Origin of the sequence: Streptomyces sp. NPDC057428, assembly GCF_042803195.1 — a bacterium.
Lineage (GTDB): Bacteria > Actinomycetota > Actinomycetes > Streptomycetales > Streptomycetaceae > Streptomyces.
In genome coordinates this window covers 76,269-97,683 of sequence record NZ_JBHVCT010000014.1, presented here as the reverse complement: position 1 = coordinate 97,683, position 21,415 = coordinate 76,269, and the positions used below count along the sequence as shown (strand labels likewise).

The window sequence follows — 21,415 nt, the reverse complement described above, 5'->3', positions numbered from 1 at the left end:
CGGAATGCTCCACAAGACCGGCCGCGCGACCTACACCCTCGCCACCTGACGAACCCCCTTGACAGCCCCGCCGATCAGCAAACTTCGCGGCCTTGGGTCTTGCTGTTCCAGACGTAGAAGAGCTTGGACATCACGTCGGCGTTGGTGATGTTCAGCTTCACGGAATACGCGGTCGCCGCGGCGGGCGTGGCCGCCTTTGCGGTCGGGGCGGGCATCCTGGTGGGCCGCACCGGCCTCGGCAGAGCGGTCGGACGCACTTCGAGGGCGCCGTTCGTCGAACCGAAGGCGTAGGTCCTGGCGTCGGTTGTGCCGCTGTCCGTGATGCGAACATCACCGTTGACGAGGCTGAGACGCTCGCCGTCGCCGAGAGTGGCGCTCCGTGAGGTGTCCGTGGCGGCCCCCTGCACGGAGGGCAACCGGGTCGTCGACATCGGGCTGGCGTCCGAGGCGGTGGCCGACCCCGGAGCCAGCAGGATTCCTCCCACCACCGTGGTGCACAGGCCCGCACCGATCGATCTTCGTATGCTCCACTTACCGGTCCCGGACATCAGTCCGCCCTCCCCATGGTTCCTTGTCCAACACTCAGCAAGGTCCGGAGTGTTGATCCTCGAGAGAATAGACGTTCGTTCCCGCAGTGACTCCGGGGCGTCATGGGCTGCGCCTTGCCGGGGGTTCGTCGAGGCCGAACAGCGCGGCTGTTCTTGTGGAGCCGAGGGCGCGTGTTGAGTGGTGGTCGGGTGCCGAGCTCAGAAGATCCTCAAGCTTTTCAGCCCTGGGTGCCGCGAGCCCGAAGAGCATGTCATGGTCACCCCACACTGAATGAACTGAGCAGCCACAGAGGGGGATCCGTGATCGAACTTGGCGTCCTGTTCGGACTCATGGGAGTGACGGCGTTTGCCTTGATCGTCAAGCTGTTGCGGCGCAACCACACGGAGAACGTCGACGGACTCCTCATCGAGCAAGCGAGCCGGGTACAGGCGCACAACAACCGAGTTACCTACAGCTCCGCCGCAATACACAGCTCTTCACCGACGGTGCGCGGCCACTACCGCCCCTAGCTCCGAGACCGCCGGCGCGTCGGTAGGGAACGGCCGATCCGCGCCTCTTCGTGCCCGATCAGCCCGGCGGTGAATTGGGCAGTACAGCGGCTCCCTACCGCAACATCAGCAACCGCTCCCGGCCGCTACCGTCTCTTCGGTGCCTCGTAGCGCCCGGAATGGCCATTGCTGCCCGACCCGGTTAGAGCTACGGATCAGAACTTCCCCGTGCCACAACCGCGCCAGATAGGGCGGGGACTCACGGGGAACTGCCGACGCCGGCAGGGACCACAGCGGGCAGCCGCCGAAGTCGGTACCCCGCAGGGCAGACACCAACTCACGCCACCTCGCTCCTGAAGCGGGTGTCGCAGGTTCGAATCCTGCCGGGGGCACAAGGGAAAAGGGCACCTACTCATTTCAGTAGGTGCCCTTTGACATCCACGTCTGACATCAACGGCGGCGGTCACGCACGGCCGGGCTGCCTCTTGAGCAGCCGGTCCATGTGGCTGATCGCCTCGCGCTGAGTGTCCTGGACGACGTGCGTGTTGACGTCCATGGTGATGCTGATCCGGCTGTGTCCGAGGATCTCCATCACGACGCGGGCGGGACCCCGGCCTCTCGTCCCAGGACTCCCGCACACTGCTTTGCGGCCGCCTGGCGCATTCGTTGCCAGCGCAGCGGCGGGATGCACATCGCGCCGGGAGCGGCAGGGCAACCGGAACGCGCATCGGAGCAGTGGCCACCCTCGCGGGCATCTGCACACGCTTGAGCATGTCGTAGCCGGTCATCCGCAGCTCGACGACACCCGAGCGGACCTCCCGCGAGGTGACGCCGTACATCGCGAACGAGTGCCGCAGTCGGTCGCAGGACGCGGCCACGTCGGACGCGTCCTGTCCAGGGCGGAGCCCAGCCGTAAGACCAGGACGCCCCGGGTCGGCCGAACCCGCAGGATGCGCGGAGCACGGGACTCGGGAGCGGGCCGGTTGGCCATACGGGCGGTGGCGATCCACCACCGGGACGGAGGAACGGCCAGCCCGGTCGACCTTGTTCGGGTACAGCGTCGCGTGCGAGATCCACGGAGCTCCGGCGATGACGAACTTCGATCACGTCGTGCCGTTCAGGAGTGGCTTTGGCTACGGCTCGGAATACAGTACTCGAGCCCGCTCGGCTGGGCCGTCGAGATCGAACGGGCATCTGAAGCAGTGGGCATCCATCCTCTGGCCATGTTCTTCGACCTCTTGGATGAGTTCCGCTGTGAACCGTCCATGTGCGGTGTGACCAGCGCACCCGTGCGGCTTCTCGCCCCTCGTCCTTAGGGGGCGGTTCCCCACCGTCCTGTCCCGGTGAAGGGTAAACACATATATCCGAACGGCCTTAAGCTCTGGCTCCCGCGATCAGCGGGCTCCGGCAGGCAAGTGACCACACGCTTAATGGAGCTCGTCTGGCGGACCGACAGCGACACTCCGCTGGATCCCGCCCGTCGCTCCTTGGAGTCCGGATGCCCGTTCGCCCGCTCCTGCCCAGAATTGCGGCGGCGGCCCTCTTTGCCTCATTGCTCGCCACCGGTTGCTCCAGCGGCGGTTCCTCCGAGGCCAAGTCGGAGAACAAGGACATGAACGACAACGCGTCCAAGGTCAGCGCCCAGGCGAAGTGCGCGGACCTTCTGCCCGACGAGGCATCCGCAGCGCCCGCTCTGAGCGCATTCGTGGCCAAGGTCCGAAAGTTCAGTGCCTGCGTGCACGAAAACGGGTTCCCCGAGTATCCAGATCCTGATCCGACCTCAGGACAGGTCGACGCAACCGTGAACCAGGCAGAGAAGTACCATACGCCCGATTTCGTCGTCGCTGTCAAGAAGTGCTCCCCGGCCTGAGGCCTTGGCGCCGGCGCGGCTGAACGGCACACTCCAGGCTGACCGGCAGCACGCACGTGCCATGGTCTTGTTCCGATGGAGCCTTCCGCGCAGCCCTCAGGTGTTCGACCGCTGACATCTACGGATGTGAGCTTCCCCCGAGATGCGGAGGTGCGTGACAGCAGGTCAGATGGGACTCATAGGAGGAACTCTGACGATGTCTGCGCCGAGGAAGTGCCCGCTGGAGTTGCCTGAGCGTGCGGTGCGAATGTATTGCGCCGCCGAGCCGAAGCCCGTGATCCGCCGCATGGCCGAGGAGCTCGGCGTGCATCACCACGGTCAGTGGTGCCACCGGCCTGTTCCGATCCCCTGGTGACGAGCCCACCGCGACGGTTCCTCACCGGTCGTGGGCTCGCCGGTCGGATGCCGGACACCGAGGAGGGGCGTGAGCGAGATCAGCGTGCCGGACGGATGGCAGACAGTACGCTGAATCCAGCGGGATCGGGCTCGCAGCGCAGTGACCGGGAGGTGCTTCATGACGGCCGAGATGGTGGCCCCGGCGTGGATGCATGAGCAGATCACGGCGGAGGAGTACGAGTCCTGGTCCGAGGAGCAGTGCGCCGGTATCGAGATCGTGGACGGGATGGTCGTCGTGAGTCCGAGTGCGTCCAAGCGGCACAACCGGCTGGCCCGGATGCTGGCGAACGCCCTGGATGTCGCCGCGGGCCCGGAGTGGAACGCCGACACGGACTTCGACGTCCGGCTTCAGGACGTCCCGCTGACCAATCGCCGCCCGGACGTCGTCGTGTACCGCGCGGACACGATCGACATCACCCCCACCCGACCTGAGCACGTGCTGCTGGTCGCAGAGGTGGTGTCACCAGGCTCGGAGACCACCGACCGGATCGTGAAGGTCGACCAGTACGCCAAGGCAGGCATCGGCTTCTACTGGCGGATCGAGCAGGCAGTGACAGGCGTTCCTCTCGTGTACACCTACGTTCTCGACCCTGCGACGAAGACCTACAGGGACGGAGACGTGTTCACCGGCGTTCTCAAGGCAGCGGCCCCCTTCCAGGTGGAGATCGACCTCGGCCAGGTCTGACCCACATGAGTTCCGGGAGCGAGGCTCGGTCTGGTCCCCGACCGGCACGACGACGAGCTCCGCCTCGTCCTGGAGTCAGGAGGTACGGCCCCTCTGCCATCTGGACCAGAAGCTTCCCGCGCCACAACCGCGCCAGATGGGGACGGGAACTCACGGGCAACTTCGGGTGCCGGCGGGGCTGCACCCTGCCAGGTTCCGCCATTGTTCCCGTTGTTGAGTACTGAGATCATTTGGGCCGGCGCCTAGACAAGGCGCCCCGGGGAGAAGTCGGCAGACGCCCCGAGCGGAGTGAGTCTTCTGTGCCGGCGTGGGCCTGGGCCGTCTCAACGCGGCCGTGGCTCAGATCGTGCCAGCCCAGATCACCACCGCCGCCGGGGTCGGCGCGCAGACAACGCCGACGGCGAGGCACATGCAGACCGAGGACCTGAGAATCCGCCCCTGCTGGGCGCGGCAGGCGGCAAAGCAGGTGAAGCTCGCGATGGCCAGACACGGCAGAAGCATGAAGACCGGGCCCAACGCTGCCACGGCACCCCCGGTCACCGGCCGCCCTCCGTCCCTCCCCCGTCCGCCAGGATCTCGCTGATCACGTGCCGTGCCGTGGCCGCCATCACCGGGTTCGACGTCCGGTAGTACGAGAGCTCCATGAGCGCGACCGACAGCGCCCAGCCCCGGCCCCGTGCCCACGCCGCCGCGTCCGCCCCCGCCCCCGCCCCCGCCTCGCCATCGCTCTCCGTATCCGCCCCCGTGCCCGGCTCCGTCCCCGTCTCCGTGCGGAAGGTCCATCGCGGTCCGGGCGGCAGCAGGTACCAGGCCGCGATCAGATCCACCGCCGGGTCGGCCAGGCCCATGCAGCCGAAGTCGATGACCGCGCTGAGCCGGCCGCCCGAGACCAGGACGTTGCCGGGCTGCAGATCGCCGTGCACCCACACCGCCGGGCCCCTCGGTCCGGGCGCGCGCAGCGCGCGGGCCCAGATGTCGGCCGCCGCGGCGGTGTCGATCACCCCGTGCAGTTCCTGCAGGGCCTCGCGGGTGGCCGCGTCCCGGGCCAGCACGCGTCGTACGAGCGCCGTGTCGGTCTTCGTCTCGTTGGCGTGCATCCGGCCGATGCAAGCCTCCCGGACACGGGGCGTCAAGCGGGATTCGGCGTCAGCGGCAGGACGCCTTGATCTGCGCCGCCGCGTGGTGCGCGCCCACCAATGCCTCGTCGCCCCAGTCCCGGCCCCGGTCGAGCAGTTGTACCGCGAAGGTGTCGCCCTTGACCGGGTAGCTGCGTACGTCGACGGCGCTGCCCCGGTGCTCCGGCTGGCGCACGGCGAAGCCCGTGTACGCCGAGTCCGCGTCGTGCGGGTCGGAGAGCACCCGGTACGCGGTGGGGTTGCCCGCCACGTCACGGTCGCGGACGCTGCGTGGCACGAACACCGTCAGCGCGCACTCGCGGAAGCCGTCCCCGAGGTGCCAGGACCAGACCGCGCTGCTCCCCCGGTCCTGGGCCGGGCTCCCGGACATCGGGACAGCACTGAAGCGGCCGTCGCACGTGGTCCCCTCGAAGCCGCCGGACTCGACGGTGTACCAGCCGGCGTCACCGTTCTCGAAGCGCCCGCGCTCCGTGTAGTCACCCGTCGTGCAACCGGGACCCGCCCATTGGGAGAACCGGTAGTCGCCCGGTGCCGCAGACGGTCCGGGGCTCCCCGCCGTCGGGTCGGCGGGCGGCCCCCCGTCCCCGGGGCCGGGGGCTTCGGGAGCATCGGGGTCGCCGGGCCCGATGCGGGTCGGAGCCCCGCCGCCACCGATCGGTGCCGGTACGGCGCCGGCCCGGCCCGCCGCCTCGGGGCGGCCGGGCCCGTCCGCGGCGGCGAGCAACGACACAGCGGTGGCAAGGCCACCCGCGGCGACCACGACTCCCGCCGCCAGCAGGGCCTTTCGACGTCTGGTGAGCAGGGAGACCCTGCCCATCAGCGTCTCCCGCGCGATCCAGGAACTGCTCCCACGGGGCGCACGGGCCACGGACCCGCACTCCGGGCAGACCATGCCCGGCAACGGGCCGACGCGTTCGCCGCCGCAATGTTGGCACTTCATGGCGGCACACCTTGCCAGTGCGGCGCCCCCGGAGCGAGGGTTTCCCGCATTATCTGCGTGCGTTGGGCTTCGTCAGCTGAGCTCTTCCGGACACGGCGTGCCCGGCTGCAGCTGGTAGGGCGCCGCAAGGCGGTAGACACCGGGGCGTGGTGCGAGCAGTTCGGTCCACTCGTCGCCGTCCCCGTCCTCGTCGACCTTGATCAGGCAGCCGTGGTCGTTGACGAAGTCCTTTGGTGCGTCACCGTCTTCGGCGGACCGCTTCTTGGAGGCCTCGGTCTCCTGCGGCCGCTCCACGCTCTTCCCCTCCTCGTCGACGACGGCGAGCCAGCGGGAGTACGGGATGCGGATCAGGACCCGGCCGGCGGACTGCACCCGGATCGTCAGCTCGTCGTCGCCGGCGCGCTCCACCGTCGCCGGCGGATCGGCGAGCGGCACCGGGTCCAGGACCCGGAACAGCTTCCAGTTGGCGTCGCTCCAGACCGCCTTCAGATACGGCTGGCCCTCCTCGACGAGCCCCGCCTCCTGCTCCGCGCCACTGTCCGGATCCCCCGTCGGCAGCACCACGTAGTGCACGGCCCAGCGGTCGAGCCACTCGCGGTAGTTCACGGCGTCGAGCGTGTCGTCGTAGAAGAGCGGGTTGCGCTTCATGTCGGCCTGCCGGTTCCAGCCCCTGGCGAGGTTCACGTACGGGGCGAGCGCGGACGCCTCCCGGTGGCTGCTGGCGGGGACCACCTCCACCCTGCCCCGCTCCGCGCCGGCCTTCTGGAGCTGGTTCACCAGCGGCGCCAGTTCACGGTTCCAGGAGGCGGTGGGGGCGGTGCGGAGGATGTCGTCGACCCCCTTGAAGCCGATCCAGAAGTTCAGCCCCGCGAAGACGATCAGCAGCGCGTACCAGTGCCGGCTGTGGCGGGTCGTGTACGGCAGCGCCGCGAGCAGGACGACCCCGGCGAACAGCATCGCCATGCGCGACACGTTCGAGCCGATCTGGGAGTCGACCACGTAGGTCAGCAGGGTCCCGACGCCGTACACCGCGGCGGCCGTGCGCACGGTGCTCCAGTCCCGGGGCACCAGGAGGAACACCAGGACGGAGAAGATGAACGGCAGCGAGAGCGTCCCGAACGACATCGGCTGCGTACCCGAGAAGGGGAACAGCCACGCGGACAGGACGACGACCAGCACGGGGGGCAGACCGACCGCGTACGCCCCGGGGCGTCGCTTGTTCAGGAAGAGCGCTGCGGCGACCACACCGAGGAAGAGCCCGGCGACCGGGCTGCCCGCCGTGGCCAGTGCGGCGAGCGGGGCCGCGACGACGGCCTTCGCCCACCGCCTGTACCGCCACCGGTGGGGCCAGCAGAAGACGGCGGCGACCGCCCCGAGCGCGAACATCAAGCCGAGTCCGAACGTCACGCGCCCGGACAGGGCGTTGCACAGGTAGGCGAAGACCCCGGCGAGTGCGCAGGCGAGCGGGTTACGGACGGCGGGCACCCGCACCAGGATCAGCGCGGTGAGCGCCGACGACACCGTGCCGACGACCATCATCGTCGTGCGGACGCCGAGCACCGACATCAGATACGGCGACACCACGCTGTACGAGACGGGGTGCATGCCCCCGTACCAGGCGAGGTTGTACGCGGTCCCGGGATGGCGGCCGACGAACTCGGCCCAGGCGTCCTGGGCGGCGATGTCCCCACCGCTGTTCGCGAAGAAGAGGAACCAGAGGAGGTGCACGACCGCGCCGGCGGCGGTGGTGACAAGGACCGGGTGGCGCCGTAGCCGGCTCCGCAACGAGCTGTGCGGCCCGTCGCCGCCCCCGGCGGCCTGGACCGGGATCCGGACGGTCAGGCGGTCCACGGGCGGGCTGTGGTCAGTCCTCGTCGGCTCAGCGGTGGTCACTGCGACTCTCCCCGTCCCTGCCCGGGCCTGCCGAACCGTCGATACTGCACGGGCCTCATCCGTACTCGGGGAGACGCGTCCAGGCGCCCCTTCCGTTGCCTTCGGGACGCTAGCACGCGGCTTTTTCCCCGCGCTTGCCCCCTCGTCGGACGGCCTCCGCCCCGCGGCTGCGGAGCGGAGGCCGTCCGGACGGGTCAGGTGATGCGGGTGAGCTTGTCGCCGAAGCCCGGTTCGGGCATCCCGCTCTGCAGGGCGACGGGCGCCGTGACCTTGCCCGTGCCGGTGCCGACCGTCACCTGTCCGACGACCGTGCCGGCCTTCGCCGCCTGCTTCAGCGGCTCGCCGCCGGCGCTCAGATCGAGCTCCACCTCGAGGCCGCCCCAGCCGACCGCCTTCAGGTCCTTGGTGGCGACCACAGGGGTGCGGACCCCGAAGCCGTTGTCGACATAGCCGACGACCTGGCCCTTCTTCACGACCGTGGCCGAGTCGACGCCCTTCTGTGCGGCCTGGATCAGCTTGAGGCTGTTCTGTATGGCGCGCTGCAGTTTGGCGTCCAGGGTGCCGTCGATGTCGGCACCCATCACCGCGCCGATGATCCGGCGGGTCTTGCCGTCGACGACCGTCTCGGCGGTCCAGACCAGGTTGCCACCCGCCGGGGTCGACGAGCCGGTCTTGATGCCGCTCACGCCCGGTTCCAGCAGGATGTTGTTGTTGTTGTAGATCGTGTTGCCGATGCCCGGGATGTCGGCCTGGGGCATGTTGACGATCTCGCGGAAGACGTCGTTCTGCGTGACCGCCCTGGCGAGCTTGAGCTGGTCGGCCGGGGTCGAGCGGGTGGTGGACTCGAGACCGCTCGGGTCCGTGTAGACCGAGTTCGTCATCCCGAGGTCCTTCGCCGCCGCGTTCATCTTCTCGACGAACGCCTTCTCGGTGGTGGCGTCCCAGCGGGCCAGCAGCCGCGCCACGTTGTTGCCTGAGGGGATCATCAGGAGCTGGAGCATCTGACGCTCCGTGTACTTCTGCCCCTCCTTGATCGACGCTGTCGACTCGTCGGGCCGGTTGGCCTCCTCACCGGCCTTCGCGTCGACCTCGATCCGCTCACCGTTCTGCTTACCGGTGATCGGGTGCCCCTGAAGGATCACGTACGCCGTCATGATCTTGGCGACGCTCGCGATCGGCGCGGACTCCTCCTTGCCGTACGAACCGATGGTGCCGACGCCCTCGACCTCGACGGCGCCCTGGCCCTCCGCCGGCCACGGCATGTCCAGCTTGTCGCCCCCGAAGGTGTAGGTCGGGTTCGCGGACAGTGCCAGAGTGGGGTCGGGAAGCGGACGCACCGACTGTGCGATCGCAAATATGATCAGCGCGAGCAGGAGCAGCGGCGTCCAGATCTTGACCCGCCGCACCGCCGTGCGGACAGGGGTCTCCACGGGCGGCGGGGTGTTCGTCAGCTCCGCCAGCAGGTCGAGCGGCGGCTTGGGCGGCATGGGCTGCTGCCTGGTCCGCTCGGCCTCGGTCAACGCGGGCCTGGCGCCGGCACGGGTCGCGGCCCCCACCGAGATGTCCGGTGTGACGACGGGACCGACCACGGGAGATGCGGGGCGTACGTCGTCGGAGCGCAGCGGTACGAACCTGCTGGTGCGCACCGCGGGGGTCTCGGGGGTCCTGGAGGGCTTGGGCGCCCTGGGCGTCCCGGTGGCCGCGGCGCCGCCGGAGGCGGGCTTGCTCCCGGACTCCTCCTTCTTCGACGGGAGCTTCAGCGCCGTCGTGGGCTGGTCGACCCGGTCGACGCGCGGCGCCTTGAAGACGGCGGTCGGATGATCGATTCCTCGCTCGTCACGTGCGGAATCGGCCTTCTCGGCCTGCTCGGTCTTCTCGGCCTGCTCGGCCTGCTCGGCCGGGGAGGACTCCCCCCTGCTCTTCGGGACACGTGGTGCCTCTTCGGACGCGGTGACGGCAGGCTTGGAGTCGGCCTCCTCGGGGGCGGCCTCCTCGTCCTGGACGTCGGCCTTCTCGGCCTCGACGTCCGATTCGGGCGCGGCTTCGCGCTCAGCGGCTGCGGAGGCTTCGTCCCTGTCGTCCGCCGGCTTCGCGGTGTCCGTCCGCTTCGCGGTGTCCGTCCGCTTCGCGGTGTCCTCGGCCCGGCCTGCCGGCTCGGCGTCGACCTTGGGCTTCGCACCCTCGCCACCGCCGTCGGCGGGACTGTCCTCACCTGCGACTTCACTGTCAGGCCCGCCCGCGACCCACTCCGCGACGACGGCGCGCAGCCGGGCATCGGTGGGGGCCGGCTCGGCGGCTTCGGCCTCGGACTCCGAAGCGGCAGTCCCGGACTTCGGCTCGGGCTTCACCTCGGTCTTGTCGTCGGGCGTGCCGGTCGAGTCCGCGGCGTCGGCCGGTTCCGGCTCCACGTCGGGCTCCGCCGCGCCCGTACGCGCCGTGGACGGCTCGGCGGCCGGTTCCGCCCCCTCCTCCGCCTCGGCGGCCTCTTCGGCCTCCCTGCGGGCCGTGGGAGCCTCTTGAGAGCCCTCCGGGGACTCCGAGGCGGCAAGCGACTCCACGGGCTCCGCGTCGCCGTCGGACGGGGAACCTTGCGAGGAGGAGCCATCGGACGCGGAACCTGCCGACGACGCGCCTCCGGAAAGGCCTGCATCGGACGGGTCGGCGTCCGAGGAGCGCGGGACACGGAAGACCGCGGTCTTGCCGTCCGTCTCACCTTCCGCCCCGGCGCCTGTCGTGCCGCCCCGGGTGTCGCCGCCCGCCGCGGCGACCGGTTCACGGAGCACCGCGAGACGCGGATCGCGCTCCTCAGTCGTTCCCGACGACTTCCGCTGCTCCGACTTGTCGGGGGACTCGCCCGCCACCAATTGCCTCCTTGATGCGCCGCGGGGTCATGCCCGCACTGTCCGAACCATCTACCAGTGTCCTGTGTGAACCTTTGGCCGAACCGCTAGACGAGAAAGACATACCTAACGGTTCCCTCACAAAGCACCCAGGCACCCTCGACAGACCAATGTGAGAGGGGTCACCCTGTCACTCATCCACGCGGGGAGGCATGGATGGGCAGGAGCCGCAGAACAATTCCGGAGGAGCTTCTGCTGCTCGCTCTGGACCCGACAACGGGTACCACAGCGCAGCCGCAGTCGCTCGACCTCGGCCTGGCCGGGGCACAGCTAGTGGAGCTGGCTCTGGCAGGACGGATAGCCCCTGACGGGGATCGTATAGCCGTGGTGATGCCACGGCCGACAGGAGATCCGACTCTGGACTCCGCACTGGAACTGCTGCGCCGTCGTGGCAGTCCGGTCCGGGCGGTCCACTGGATCGGCGGGCCCCGACTGGGACTTCGCCAGATCTATCTCGCTCATCTGGAGCGGTGCGGCATGGTACATGCCGTGGCGGGCCAGATGTGCGGAGTGCTGCCGACCACTCGCTACCAGGCGACGGACACGGCGATCAGCCGCGACATCAAAACACGGCTGGACAGCGCGATCCGCACCGGCGTACCGCCGGACCCACGGACCGCGGCGCTTGCCGCACTGGCCCACGCGGTCGGACTCGGCAAGCACCTGTACCCCGGGAACGAGGGGCGCTCGTCGCGCTCCCGGCTCCGGGACCTGATCAGGCACGACCCGATGGGCGGCCTCGTGGCGCATGCCGTGATGGACGTCCAGAACGGTGCGGCCGTCCAGCCGCGCCGTAATCAGCAGACGGCAGGCGTGCCGTTGCAGCCGCAAGCACAGGCGAGCCGCGGCAGCATGGCGCACACCTCCGTGCACTGACCGCGCGTACCCCTCGCGCGGAGAACCCGAACACCGCCGTACCGACGTCCCATGACCCGGTCCGGGAGCCGCACCACGCGCGGGGCAGCCGGATCCACCGGCTGCCCCGCGCGCTTTTGTGTCGCCGTTTCCCAGCGCGCCCGGGTGCGCGGGTGGCAATCTGCTGAGCAGTAGATACGCACAGCTAGTACAGCTGCATAGCCGGAGGTGCCGTTTCCGTGCCGACCAACGTCAATCCCACCGTCAGGCGACGCCGGTTGGGCCAGGAATTGCGCCGTCTGCGCGAGATCAAGGGCATGACGGCCGAGGAGGTGGCGGAGCGGCTGCTGGTCTCGCAGTCGAAGATCAGCCGCCTGGAGAACGGCCGTCGCTCCATCAGCCAGCGTGACGTCCGCGATCTGTGCGGGGTGTACGAGGTCGAGGACCACCGCGTCGTCGACTCGCTGATGCAGATGGCCAAGGACTCGCGCCAGCAGGGCTGGTGGCACGCGTTCGGTGACATCCCGTACAGCGTGTACATCGGGCTGGAGACGGACGCCGAGTCCCTCCGGGTCTACGAGCCCCAGGTCGTCCCGGGGCTCCTGCAGACCCGGGGGTACGCGGAAGCGCTGATCACGGGGGCCCTGCCCGAGGCTCCGCCCGCCGACATCGAGAAGCGGGTCAACGTCCGTGCCCGCCGCCAGGACCGAGTCAGCACCCCCGAGCACCCGCTGCGCCTCTGGGCCGTCATCGACGAGTCCGCCCTGCGGCGGCAGGTCGGCGGCAAGCAGGTGATGATCGAGCAGCTGGAGCACCTCATCGAGCAGTCGCAACTGCCGCACGTGACCGTGCAGGTCCTGCCCTTCGACATGGGTGCGCACCCGGGTATCAGCGGGCAGTACGCCATCCTGGAATTCCCGGATGCCGCGGACTCCAGCGTCGTGTACATCGAAGGGGTCACCAGTGACCTCTACCTGGAGAAGGCGAACGACGTACAGCGCTACAGCGTCATGTACGAACACCTGCGGGCACAGGCGCTGAATGTGGACCAGACCCGTCAATTCATCGGCGACATCGTCAAGGACTACACGCGCTGATTCAGCCGTGCCGGCCGCCGGAAAGCCCTGTGCACCCGCGGAAACAGCGAGTCCCCGGTAACACCTGATGTGCGCGAAATGCCGCGATATAAGCGAGGTGGGGGCGGGACGATACACCGCCACCACCTCGCAGCGGAACCCCCGAATGGAATATGCCATCCGGTCGAGTGAACGGCCCCGCCACCGGACGATGTTGGCGAGTAGCGTCGATCACGCCAACAGGAACGAAGTTGGTGCCCTCCCACATCAACTCTCTGAACCGGAGTGAACATGGCTATTCTTCAGGGTGCTACGGAAAACTGGATGAAGTCGTCGTACTCCGGCGGTAACGGGGCCTGCGTCGAGGTGAAGTCACCCGTCACCCAGGCCATCGCCGTGCGAGACTCGAAGGCCCCCGAAGGCCCCTCGCTCAGCTTCGTGTCCGGGGCATGGAACACCTTCGTCCGCGACGTCGCCTCGGGTTCGATCAACGCCTGACCGGCACACCGGACCACCACGCCGCTCTGCATCCGGCCATCGCGCACGGCGCCAGAAGCCATCTCGACCGGCTCGCCGTCCTGGCCGAGGGGGCCTCGCCCGCAACCGGATCAGACGCCGCCGTCGACGTACCGCGCTCTCCGAGGCGTCGGCGACGGTCCTCGAGCGGCAGCAACAGCGTTCGGGCATCGCGTAGTTCAGCTCTTCCCTCTCTCCGGCCGCACGGGACCCGCATCCCGTGCGGCCGTTCTGCGTGCCTTGGCAGAGGTCCCGGACAGGCGGTTCATGAGATCACGGAGCCGAGCGCCAGCGACCGGCATCGGTCCCCGGGCCCCGGTCAGCGGTCGACGGCTCGCATCCCCGCCTCGTCGTAGCGCTGGCCTGACGCCTCGGGCAGCTCCGCGTCGATGCGGGCCAGGTCGTCCTTGGTCAGCGTGACGTCGACCGCGGCGGCGTTCTGCTCCAGGTAGGTGCGGCGCTTGGTGCCCGGGATCGGCACCAGGTCCTCGCCCTGGGCCAGCACCCACGCGAGGGCGAGCTGCCCCGGGGTCACGTCCTTCTCAGCGGCGATCTCCTTCAGCTTGGCCGCCAGCCGAAGGTTCGCCTCCAGGTGGGCGTCCTGGAAGCGCGGGTTCTCGCGCCGCCAGTCGTTGGCGTCCAGCTCCTCCGGCGAGGAGAACCGTCCGGCGAGGAAACCGCGGCCGAGCGGCGAGTACGGCACGAAGCCGATACCCAACTCACGGCAGGCGGGCAGCACCTCAGCCTCCACGTCCCGTGACCACAGCGAGTACTCGCTCTGCACCGCGGTGACAGGGTGCACGGCGTGTGCGCGCCGGATGGTCTCCGCGCTCGCCTCGCTCAGACCGATGCCCCGCACCTTACCCTCGGCGACCAGTTCGGCCAGCGCGCCGACGGTCTCCTCGATGGGGACGTTCGGGTCGACCCGGTGCTGGTAGTACAGGTCGATGTGGTCGGTCCCCAGGCGCTCCAGGGAGCCGTGGACCGAACTGCGGACATGCTCGGCCGAGCCGTCCTGCGGGCCGACCGTGTCGAAGTCGCCCGGTACGGCGTTGTCCATCCGGTTGTTGAACTTCGTCGCGATCACGTACTCCTCGCGACGACCCCGCACCGCCTCGCCGACGAGCGACTCGTTGGTCAGGGGTCCGTACATCTGGGCCGTGTCGAGAAAGTTCACCCCGACGTCCAGGGCCCGCCGGATGGCCGCGATCCCCTCCTCCCGGTCGGCCGATCCGTAGAACGCCGACATGCCCATGCACCCCAGACCGATGGCCGATACCTCGAGATCCCGCAGACTGCGCTTCCGCACGTTGTGTCCCAGCCTTTCCCTGCACACTCGATCGTCGTTCGGGCAGCACCAAGCCCGTCATCCATCTGTCGACGGAACGGACCACCCGGCATCCCGTGCGGGACCCCCGGCGACACGGGCTCCGTGCGCCGCTGCGTAAACAACACTACGACTTGGAGCGCGCTCGCAGGCAAGTCGGCCGTTCGGCACGGACCGATGGTCAGGTGGACCAGATCACACGGTTCCCCTGTCCACGATGGCGATCTTGCCGTCGGTGCGCTGGAACGACATCGCGCCGGGTGGGTTAGGTGTTGGGGGCCCGGGCGGGACGGTTGTCGGCGTCGTGGACGACGAGGTTGCCTTCCGCCTGCTGCGCCAGTCTGATCCGGTTCGTGGTCCAGGACTCGCCCACGGACAGGGTGCTGCGAGCGGACACGGTCAGTGCCGTTGCCGGCTTTGGGCGACGGCTTCCAGCCCGGACAAGACCGGCGTTCCCGAGGGTGTGAGGGACTGACGGGCCCCTCGCGACGCGGGGGCAGGAACGGTGGGCGGGCGCGGCGGCGTCCGCCCCACCTCCGCCTTCCCGGGGAGGCCCCCGCCCGTCTCAGTCCCGCGGGTAGCGGGCCACCCAGCCCGGGGCGACCGCGGTGGGGCTGTGCAGGGCGGGGCCCTGGGTCATCTCCATGGCGAAGTCGTCGGAGAGTTCCAGGAGGGTGGAGCGCCCCTCCAGCTCCGCCAGCCAGGCGGGTGGCAGCGCCGTCTCGCCGTGCAGCGCCCCCAGGAGCGCCCCGCAGACAGAGCCGGTGGCCGCCGACGGCCCGGAGTGGTTCACGGCGAGCCGCAGGCCGTGCCGTACGTCCTCGCCGACCAGGGCGCAGTACAGCGCGACCGCGAGGACCTCCTCCGCCGAGTCCGTGTCGCCGAGCGCCTCTATGAGCGCGGGACCCGGGATTCCCTGCCGTACGGAGCCGAGTGCCTGCCGCAGCGCGTCGGTCACCTGCTCGTTGCCCGGCCGCTCGGCGAGCAGGTCGAGCGTGTGCTGCACCGACCCGTCCAAGGTCTCCCCGCGGGCGAGCCCGTGCACGAGTACGGCGAGGGCGCCGGCCGCGAGCTGGGCGGTGGCGTGGCCATGGGTCTGGGCCGCGCACTCGACGGCGAGCTGGAGGACGAGCTGGGGCTCCCAGCCGACGAGCAGCCCGAACGGCGCGGACCGGGTGAGTGCGGCCGAGTCGCGTGCGGAGGGGTTCTTGGGCAGGGCGAGGGTGCCCATGGTGGCGTCGCCGAAGCCGATCAGGCATTCGCGGGTGGGAGCGCGGCGGGTGTACAGCCACTCCTCCCTTGCCAGCCAGCCGTTGTCCTTGCGGCGCTCGTCCGGCCCCCAGGCGCTCTGCGTGGCCGCCCAGCGCACATGGGCGCGGTAGACGTCGGTGGGCGGGTGCCAGGCTCCGGTGTCCCGGCGGACCTGCGCCCTGATCAGCCCGTCGACGGTGAAGAGGGTCAGCTGGGTGACGGCGGTGACGGTACCCCGCCGTCCGCGCAAGGGGACGAAGTCCACGACTCCGTCGACTCCGTGGGCCGCGCGGATCTCTTCCAGGGTGAGACGGGCGACACCCGCCCCGATGGCATCTCCGATGGCACCGCCGAGCAGGGCGCCGCGCACCCGGCTGCGAAAGTCCTGTTGTTCGGCACGGCCCCAGACAGCTGTGGTCCCAGTGCTCACCGCGCCCCTTCCTCAACAAATACCGGCGTGCGACCGCGCAAGCACTGTAATCGAACGGAATGGGGTGTCTCAGGGGTCGAACGGAATGTACTCAGTAACTCCTCAGATCCCCTTTGAAAGGCATTCCTCAGGGTTTTCCGGGTGCCCTCCCTTCTCTGCAGTGCGCGACGCGCAGCGCGTCCCGCAACGATTCGGTGGTCCGTCTCAGGGCGAACCGCACCGCCACCTCGCCCGCGGCCGCGTCCGCGAGAACGGCCTCCGCGCCGCTGAGCACCGCCTCTCCGCAGGAGACGAGTTCCGCCTCCACCTCGTCGGCGAGGCCGGACAGCATGCTGCCGGGATTGTCGGTACTCAGATAACAGGGCCTGCCCTCCGGGGAGTTCCAGGGCAGCAGGCGAAGAGGGGATTCGTCCATGGGCGTGCCTCACAGGTGTCGGTGTCTCGCCGGTGTCTTCCATCGAGTGATGCTCACCGTTCGTGTTCTGATGATCACCCTCTGCCCGTAGTCTCGGAAGAGGCGCCGGGTTGCCGCCGCACGGGACAACGGGAGGACCGCGATGACCGCCGAGCCGGCCGACGTGGACGAGGTGTCGGGGCGCGCCGCTCTGGGTCGTGCTCTGCGGTATCTCCGGGAGCGTTCGGGGAAGTCCCTGGGCCGCCTCGCGGAGGAGACGCGGTACGACAAGAGCTATCTGTACCGGCTGGAGGCAGGCCAGCGGCTGTCCAAACTGGCGGTGATGGAGGACCTGGACCGGCATTACGAGGCCGGGGGCCTGCTGGTGCAGCTGTGGAAGGCGGCTCGCCGGGAGGTGTTCAAGGACAAGTACAAGGAGTTCATGCGCCTGGAGCCGACCGCCCGGATCATGCACGTGTTCACCCTCGGCATCCCGGGCCTGCTTCAGACGGAGGACGTGGCCCGTGCCTCGTTGTCCGGCGCCCAGGCAACGGAGGCGGACGCCGAACTGGTCGAGGAGCAGGTCGTCGCTCGGATGGGGCGGCAGCAGCTGCTGTACCGCAGGCCGGCCCCGTCGGTCCGGATCATCATCGACGAGTACGCGCTGCGCCGGCCCGTGCCGGACGCCAAGGTGTGGCAGGACCAGCTGACGCATCTGGTGGACACCACCGATCTGCCCTCGGTGGTCCTCCAGGTGCTGCCGTTCTCGGCGGGGGCCCACCATCTGATGGACGGCTCGCTGACCCTGCTCTGGCAGGAGGACGGGGCCTCGGTCGCCTATACCGAGGGCAACGGCTGCGCCGAGCTCATCGAGGAACCGGCCGCTGTCACGCGCTACCGGCTGTCCTACGATCGGCTCCGGGACCGGGCGCTGCCCCCGCCGGAGTCCATCGGTTTCATCAGGGGCGTCCTGAAGGAGCAGAGATCATGAGCCGTGTCCCCGACCTCCCCACCGCGGCCTGGCGCAAGTCCAGCTACAGCGATGGTGGAGCCAACAACTGCCTCGAAGTCGCCGACGGTTTCCCGGGATTCGTCCCCGTCCGCGACAGCAAGGCCCCCACCGGACCCGCCCTCCTCGTGACCGCCCCCGCCTGGACGGACTTCGTCACCTTCGTCGCCGGGCGCTGAGCCGGCGTGCCTCCTGGGTGACCCATGGCTCCCCCCTGCCCGGCGGGGCAGGGGGGAGCCATGGCGTCAGCCCGGCAGGACCGGGAGCAGTTCGGGCAGGTGTCCGTCCGACGCGGCGGCGGCCTCGACGCGCTCCCGCGGCACTTCGCCGTACAGCGTCGTGCGCGGCTTCGCCGGACGGCCGGCCAGGTCGGCGATGGCCACGAGGTCCTGGACCGAGCGGTACGAGCCGTAGCTGGAGCCGGCCATGCGGGAGATGGTCTCCTCCATCAGCGTCCCGCCGAGGTCGTTCGCGCCCGAGCGCAGCATCTCGGCGGCGCCCTCCGCGCCCAGCTTCACCCAGCTGGTCTGGATGTTGGTGATGTGCGGGTGGAGCAGCAGCCTCGCCATCGCCGTCACGGCGAGGTTGTCCCGGTCGGTGGGGCCCGGACGGGCGATCCCGGCGAGGTACACCGGGGCGTTGGTGTGGATGAAGGGCAGGGTGACGAACTCGGTGAAGCCGCCGGTCTCCTGCTGGAGCCGGGCCAGCGTCCGGAAGTGGCCGAGCCAGTGGCGGGGCTGGTCGACATGGCCGTACATCATCGTGGACGAGGAGCGCAGGCCCGTCTCGTGCGCCGTCCTGATGACCTCCAGCCAGGTGGCCGTCGGCAGCTTCCCCTTGGTGAGGACCCAGCGGACCTCGTCGTCCAGGATCTCGGCGGCGGTGCCCGGGATCGAGTCGAGCCCTGCCTCCTTGGCCGAGGTCAGCCAGTCGCGGATCGACAGGCCGGTGCGGGTCGCGCCGTTGACGACCTCCATCGGTGAGAAGGCGTGGACGTGCATCCCCGGCACGCGCTCCTTCACGGCCCGCGCGATGTCGAAGTACGCCGTGCCGGGCAGGTCCGGGTGGATGCCGCCCTGCATGCAGACCTCGACAGCGCCGACGTCCCAGGCCTGCGCGGCACGGTCGGCGACCTGGTCGAGGGAGAGGGTGTAGGCGTCGGCGTCCGTACGCCGCTGGGCGAAGGCGCAGAAGCGGCATCCGGTGTAGCAGACGTTGGTGAAGTTGATGTTCCTGGTGACGACGTAGGTGACGTCGTCACCGACCACGTCGCGGCGCAGGGCGTCCGCGATCCGGCACAGCTCGTCCAGCGCCGGCCCGTCCGCGTGGAGCAGGGCGAGGGCCTGGTCGTCGGTGAGCTTCGTCGGATCGTCGGCGGCCTGGCTCAGGGCCTGGCGCACGTCGGCGTCGATGCGGGACGGGACCATGCCGGGCGCCGCGGCCTCGCGCAGGGCCTCCCAGTCGCCGTACACCTCGTCGAAGTCGTCACGCCGGTCACCGGTGCGGCCATCGGTGTCGATCGTGCGGTGCAGGTCGGTGCGTCCCGAGGCGTTGAAGCCCTCGTCGGGCTCCTGCCAGGGAAGCCCGACCGGGATCGCGCCCTCCCTGGCAAGCCCCGTCTCCGGGTCGGCGAGCGCCCGCACGTGCGGGAGGAGACGCGGGTCGAGCCAGGGCTCGCCGCGCTGGATGAACTCGGGGTAGATGGTCAGGCGTTCGCGCAGCGTGAACCCGGAGTCGGCGGTGCGGGCGGCGAGTTCCTCGATGTGCGGCCAGGGGCGCTCGGGGTTGACGTGGTCCGGGGTCAGCGGCGAGACGCCGCCCCAGTCGTCGATGCCCGCCCCGATCAGCAGGGCGTACTCGGCGTCCACGAGATTCGGCGGGGCCTGGATGCGGGCCGAGGGGCCGAGGATGTGGCGGGCGACGGCGACCGCGGCGGCCAGCTCCTCCAGTTCGGCGTCCGGCATCCCGCGCATCGCGGTGTCCGGCTTGGCGCGGAAGTTCTGGACGATGACCTCCTGGACGCCGTGATAGGCCCGGGCGGTCTTGCGGAGCTCGAAGAGGGAGTCGGCGCGCTCCTCGTAGTTCTCGCCGATCCCGATCAGGATGCCCGTGGTGAACGGAACGTTGGACCGGCCGGCGTCCTGGAGGACCCGCAGCCGGACCGCCGGTTCCTTGTCCGGGGAGCCGTGGTGGGGGCCGCCCTTCTCGGACCACAGCCGGGTCGCCGTCGTCTCCAGCATCATGCCCATGGACGGCGCGACCGGCTTCAGCCGCTGCAGGTCCGTCCATGTCATCACGCCCGGGTTGAGGTGCGGCAGCAGCCCCGTCTCCTCCAGTACCCGGATCGCCATGGCCCGGACGTACGCCAGGGTGTCGTCGTAACCCTCCGCCTCCAGCCACTCCCGCGCCTCGGGCCAGCGGTCCTCCGGCCGGTCCCCGAGGGTGAACAGCGCCTCCTTGCAGCCCGTTTCGGCGCCCTTGCGGGCGATGTCGAGGACCTCGTCCGGCGACAGGAACATGCCGTGGCCCGCCTTGCGGAGCTTGCCGGGCACGGTCACGAAGGTGCAGTAGTGGCAGGTGTCCCGGCAGAGCCGGGTCAGCGGGATGAAGACCTTGCGGGAGTAGGTGATCACTCCGGGGCGGCCCGCGGCCTCGAGCCCGGCGTCGCGCACCCGGGCGGCGGACGCGGCGAGATCGGTGAGGTCCTCCCCCCGCGCCTGCAGCAGGACGGCGGCCTCCGCCACGTCGAGGGCGACACCGTCGCGGGCCCGCCTCAGGGCGCGCCGCATGGCGTTGGTCGTGGGGCGCTGGGGATCGGTCATGAACCGAGCATACGAGCGCGGCACTCCGTCCGGACCAGGGCCTCTGTCGGATGGAACCGCCCGGCCTCTGCTGGCGCCTTGGCCGTTATGTCCCACTTGCCCCGTAGGCTCGGAGGGGTGATGGAAACGATCGTCTTCGACATCGGAGAGACCCTCGTCCGCGACGACCGCCACTGGGCCTCCTGGGCCAACTGGCTCGGGGTCCCGCCGCACACCGTCAGCGCGCTGGTGGGTGCGGCGGTCGTACAGGGCCGCGACCGCACCGACGCGCTGCGCATCCTGCGCCCCGACATGGACGTCGAAGAGGCGGCCCACGCCCGTACGGCGGCCGGGCGCGGCGAGCACCTGGACGAGACCGACCTCTACCCGGACGTCCGCCCGGCCCTCGCCGAGCTGCGCGCGCTCGGCCTGCGGGTGGTGATCGCCGGAGACCGGTCGGTCCGGGCCGGTCAGTTGCTGCGGGCCCTGGACCTGCCGGCCGACCTGGTCGTCACGTCCGAGGAGTGGGGTGTGGACAAACCGGACCGGGAGTTCTTCACGCACGTACTGGAGGTGTCGGGCGCCGCGCCGGACGCCACCCTGTACGTCGGCGACCACCCGGCGGAGGACCTGTTCCCCGCGAAGTCCTCGGGGCTGCGCGCGGCGCACATCCGCCGCGGACCGTACGGGCACTGGTGGGCGGATCACCCGGACGTCCTGGACACGGCGGACTGGCGCATCGACTCCCTTACGGAACTCCCCGCCCTGCTCGGCGCCCAGGAGCGGCGCAAGCATCTGGTCCTCGCACCCCGCCCCGAAGAGCCGGAGCCGGAGGCCTGATGTCCGGGGCCCGCCCGCACTTCCGCGACACGTCCGCCCGCCCGGTGGTGGTACACCTG

The 21,415-nt window shown here is 70.0% G+C and carries 18 protein-coding genes and 3 pseudogenes; 9 read left to right on the top strand and 12 right to left on the bottom strand.

The window, feature by feature from the left end; translation table 11 throughout:
* Positions 1-74: 74 nt before the first annotated feature.
* Positions 75-548 carry a hypothetical protein gene (locus ACFU5K_RS08590; RefSeq protein ID WP_384058273.1) on the bottom strand — a complete coding sequence of 158 codons (474 nt, stop codon included), beginning with the start codon at positions 546-548 and terminating at the stop codon, positions 75-77.
* Between the two features lie 300 nt (positions 549-848).
* On the opposite strand from ACFU5K_RS08590, the gene ACFU5K_RS08585 reads away from it, so the two are divergent.
* Positions 849-1,058, top strand: coding sequence for a hypothetical protein (locus tag ACFU5K_RS08585; protein WP_384058271.1), 210 nt, complete (start codon positions 849-851; stop codon positions 1,056-1,058).
* Positions 1,059-1,500: 442 nt separating this feature from the next.
* On the opposite strand, the pseudogene ACFU5K_RS08580 reads toward ACFU5K_RS08585, so the two are convergent.
* Positions 1,501-1,733, bottom strand: a pseudogene (locus tag ACFU5K_RS08580) (site-specific integrase); the annotation flags it as partial.
* Positions 1,734-1,744: 11 nt separating this feature from the next.
* Positions 1,745-2,070 (bottom strand): annotated as a pseudogene (locus tag ACFU5K_RS08575) (plasmid transfer protein); the annotation flags it as partial.
* A 465-nt stretch (positions 2,071-2,535) separates the two neighbouring features.
* On the opposite strand from ACFU5K_RS08575, the gene ACFU5K_RS08570 reads away from it, so the two are divergent.
* Complete coding sequence (locus tag ACFU5K_RS08570; RefSeq protein WP_384058269.1) at positions 2,536-2,907, top strand: hypothetical protein; 372 nt, start codon at positions 2,536-2,538, stop codon at positions 2,905-2,907.
* A 514-nt stretch (positions 2,908-3,421) separates the two neighbouring features.
* The gene (locus ACFU5K_RS08565) at positions 3,422-3,988 is read left to right on the top strand and encodes a Uma2 family endonuclease (RefSeq protein ID WP_384058267.1); all 567 of its coding nucleotides are present in this window, start codon (positions 3,422-3,424) and stop codon (positions 3,986-3,988) included.
* A gap of 536 nt (positions 3,989-4,524) precedes the next feature.
* Here ACFU5K_RS08565 and ACFU5K_RS08560 read toward each other — a convergent pair.
* The 4 genes and pseudogenes from ACFU5K_RS08560 to ACFU5K_RS08545 all read right to left on the bottom strand — a co-directional run.
* A pseudogene (locus tag ACFU5K_RS08560) lies at positions 4,525-5,034 on the bottom strand (phosphotransferase); the annotation flags it as partial.
* Between the two features lie 100 nt (positions 5,035-5,134).
* A complete protein-coding gene (locus ACFU5K_RS08555) occupies positions 5,135-6,064 on the bottom strand; it encodes an adhesin (RefSeq protein WP_384058265.1) in 930 nt (309 codons plus the stop codon).
* Positions 6,065-6,136: 72 nt separating this feature from the next.
* Positions 6,137-7,957, bottom strand: a complete 1,821-nt coding sequence (locus ACFU5K_RS08550; protein WP_384058263.1) for an MFS transporter — start codon at positions 7,955-7,957, stop codon at positions 6,137-6,139.
* A 194-nt stretch (positions 7,958-8,151) separates the two neighbouring features.
* Positions 8,152-10,818, bottom strand: coding sequence for a serine hydrolase (locus ACFU5K_RS08545; RefSeq protein ID WP_384058261.1), 2,667 nt, complete (start codon positions 10,816-10,818; stop codon positions 8,152-8,154).
* Between the two features lie 195 nt (positions 10,819-11,013).
* Between ACFU5K_RS08545 and ACFU5K_RS08540 the strand changes: the two genes are divergently transcribed.
* The 3 genes from ACFU5K_RS08540 (at position 11,014) to ACFU5K_RS08530 (ending at position 13,286) form a co-directional block, all read left to right on the top strand.
* Positions 11,014-11,733, top strand: coding sequence for a GPP34 family phosphoprotein (locus ACFU5K_RS08540; protein ID WP_384058259.1), 720 nt, complete (start codon positions 11,014-11,016; stop codon positions 11,731-11,733).
* A gap of 218 nt (positions 11,734-11,951) precedes the next feature.
* Positions 11,952-12,809, top strand: a complete 858-nt coding sequence (locus ACFU5K_RS08535) for a helix-turn-helix domain-containing protein (RefSeq protein WP_384058257.1) — start codon at positions 11,952-11,954, stop codon at positions 12,807-12,809.
* Between the two features lie 270 nt (positions 12,810-13,079).
* Positions 13,080-13,286, top strand: a complete 207-nt coding sequence (locus tag ACFU5K_RS08530) for a DUF397 domain-containing protein (RefSeq protein ID WP_384058255.1) — start codon at positions 13,080-13,082, stop codon at positions 13,284-13,286.
* Between the two features lie 337 nt (positions 13,287-13,623).
* On the opposite strand, the gene ACFU5K_RS08525 is transcribed toward ACFU5K_RS08530, so the two are convergent.
* From ACFU5K_RS08525 to ACFU5K_RS08510, 4 genes are all read right to left on the bottom strand, one after another.
* The gene (locus tag ACFU5K_RS08525; protein ID WP_384058253.1) at positions 13,624-14,613 is read right to left on the bottom strand and encodes an aldo/keto reductase; all 990 of its coding nucleotides are present in this window, start codon (positions 14,611-14,613) and stop codon (positions 13,624-13,626) included.
* Positions 14,614-14,896: 283 nt separating this feature from the next.
* Positions 14,897-15,028 carry a hypothetical protein gene (locus ACFU5K_RS08520; RefSeq protein WP_384058251.1) on the bottom strand — a complete coding sequence of 44 codons (132 nt, stop codon included), beginning with the start codon at positions 15,026-15,028 and terminating at the stop codon, positions 14,897-14,899.
* A gap of 168 nt (positions 15,029-15,196) precedes the next feature.
* Positions 15,197-16,312 (bottom strand): ADP-ribosylglycohydrolase family protein, encoded by a 1,116-nt coding sequence (locus ACFU5K_RS08515; protein ID WP_384058249.1) that lies wholly within the window; start codon positions 16,310-16,312, stop codon positions 15,197-15,199.
* A 127-nt stretch (positions 16,313-16,439) separates the two neighbouring features.
* Entirely contained in the window at positions 16,440-16,727 is a 288-nt protein-coding gene (locus ACFU5K_RS08510; RefSeq protein WP_384058247.1) for a hypothetical protein, read from the bottom strand.
* 142 nt (positions 16,728-16,869) lie between these two features.
* Here ACFU5K_RS08510 and ACFU5K_RS08505 point away from each other — a divergent pair, with 142 nt between their 5' ends.
* Positions 16,870-17,697, top strand: coding sequence for a helix-turn-helix domain-containing protein (locus ACFU5K_RS08505; RefSeq protein WP_384058245.1), 828 nt, complete (start codon positions 16,870-16,872; stop codon positions 17,695-17,697).
* On the top strand, positions 17,694-17,894 hold the full coding sequence (locus ACFU5K_RS08500) for a DUF397 domain-containing protein (protein ID WP_384058243.1): 201 nt from the start codon (positions 17,694-17,696) through the stop codon (positions 17,892-17,894). The genes ACFU5K_RS08505 and ACFU5K_RS08500 overlap by 4 nt, the downstream gene beginning before the upstream one ends.
* 66 nt (positions 17,895-17,960) lie before the next feature.
* Here ACFU5K_RS08500 and ACFU5K_RS08495 read toward each other — a convergent pair whose 3' ends face one another.
* Entirely contained in the window at positions 17,961-20,537 is a 2,577-nt protein-coding gene (locus ACFU5K_RS08495) for a bifunctional FO biosynthesis protein CofGH (RefSeq protein WP_384058241.1), read from the bottom strand.
* A gap of 120 nt (positions 20,538-20,657) precedes the next feature.
* On the opposite strand from ACFU5K_RS08495, the gene ACFU5K_RS08490 reads away from it, so the two are divergent.
* A complete protein-coding gene (locus ACFU5K_RS08490) occupies positions 20,658-21,356 on the top strand; it encodes an HAD family hydrolase (RefSeq protein ID WP_384058283.1) in 699 nt (232 codons plus the stop codon).
* Positions 21,357-21,415: the final 59 nt, after the last annotated feature.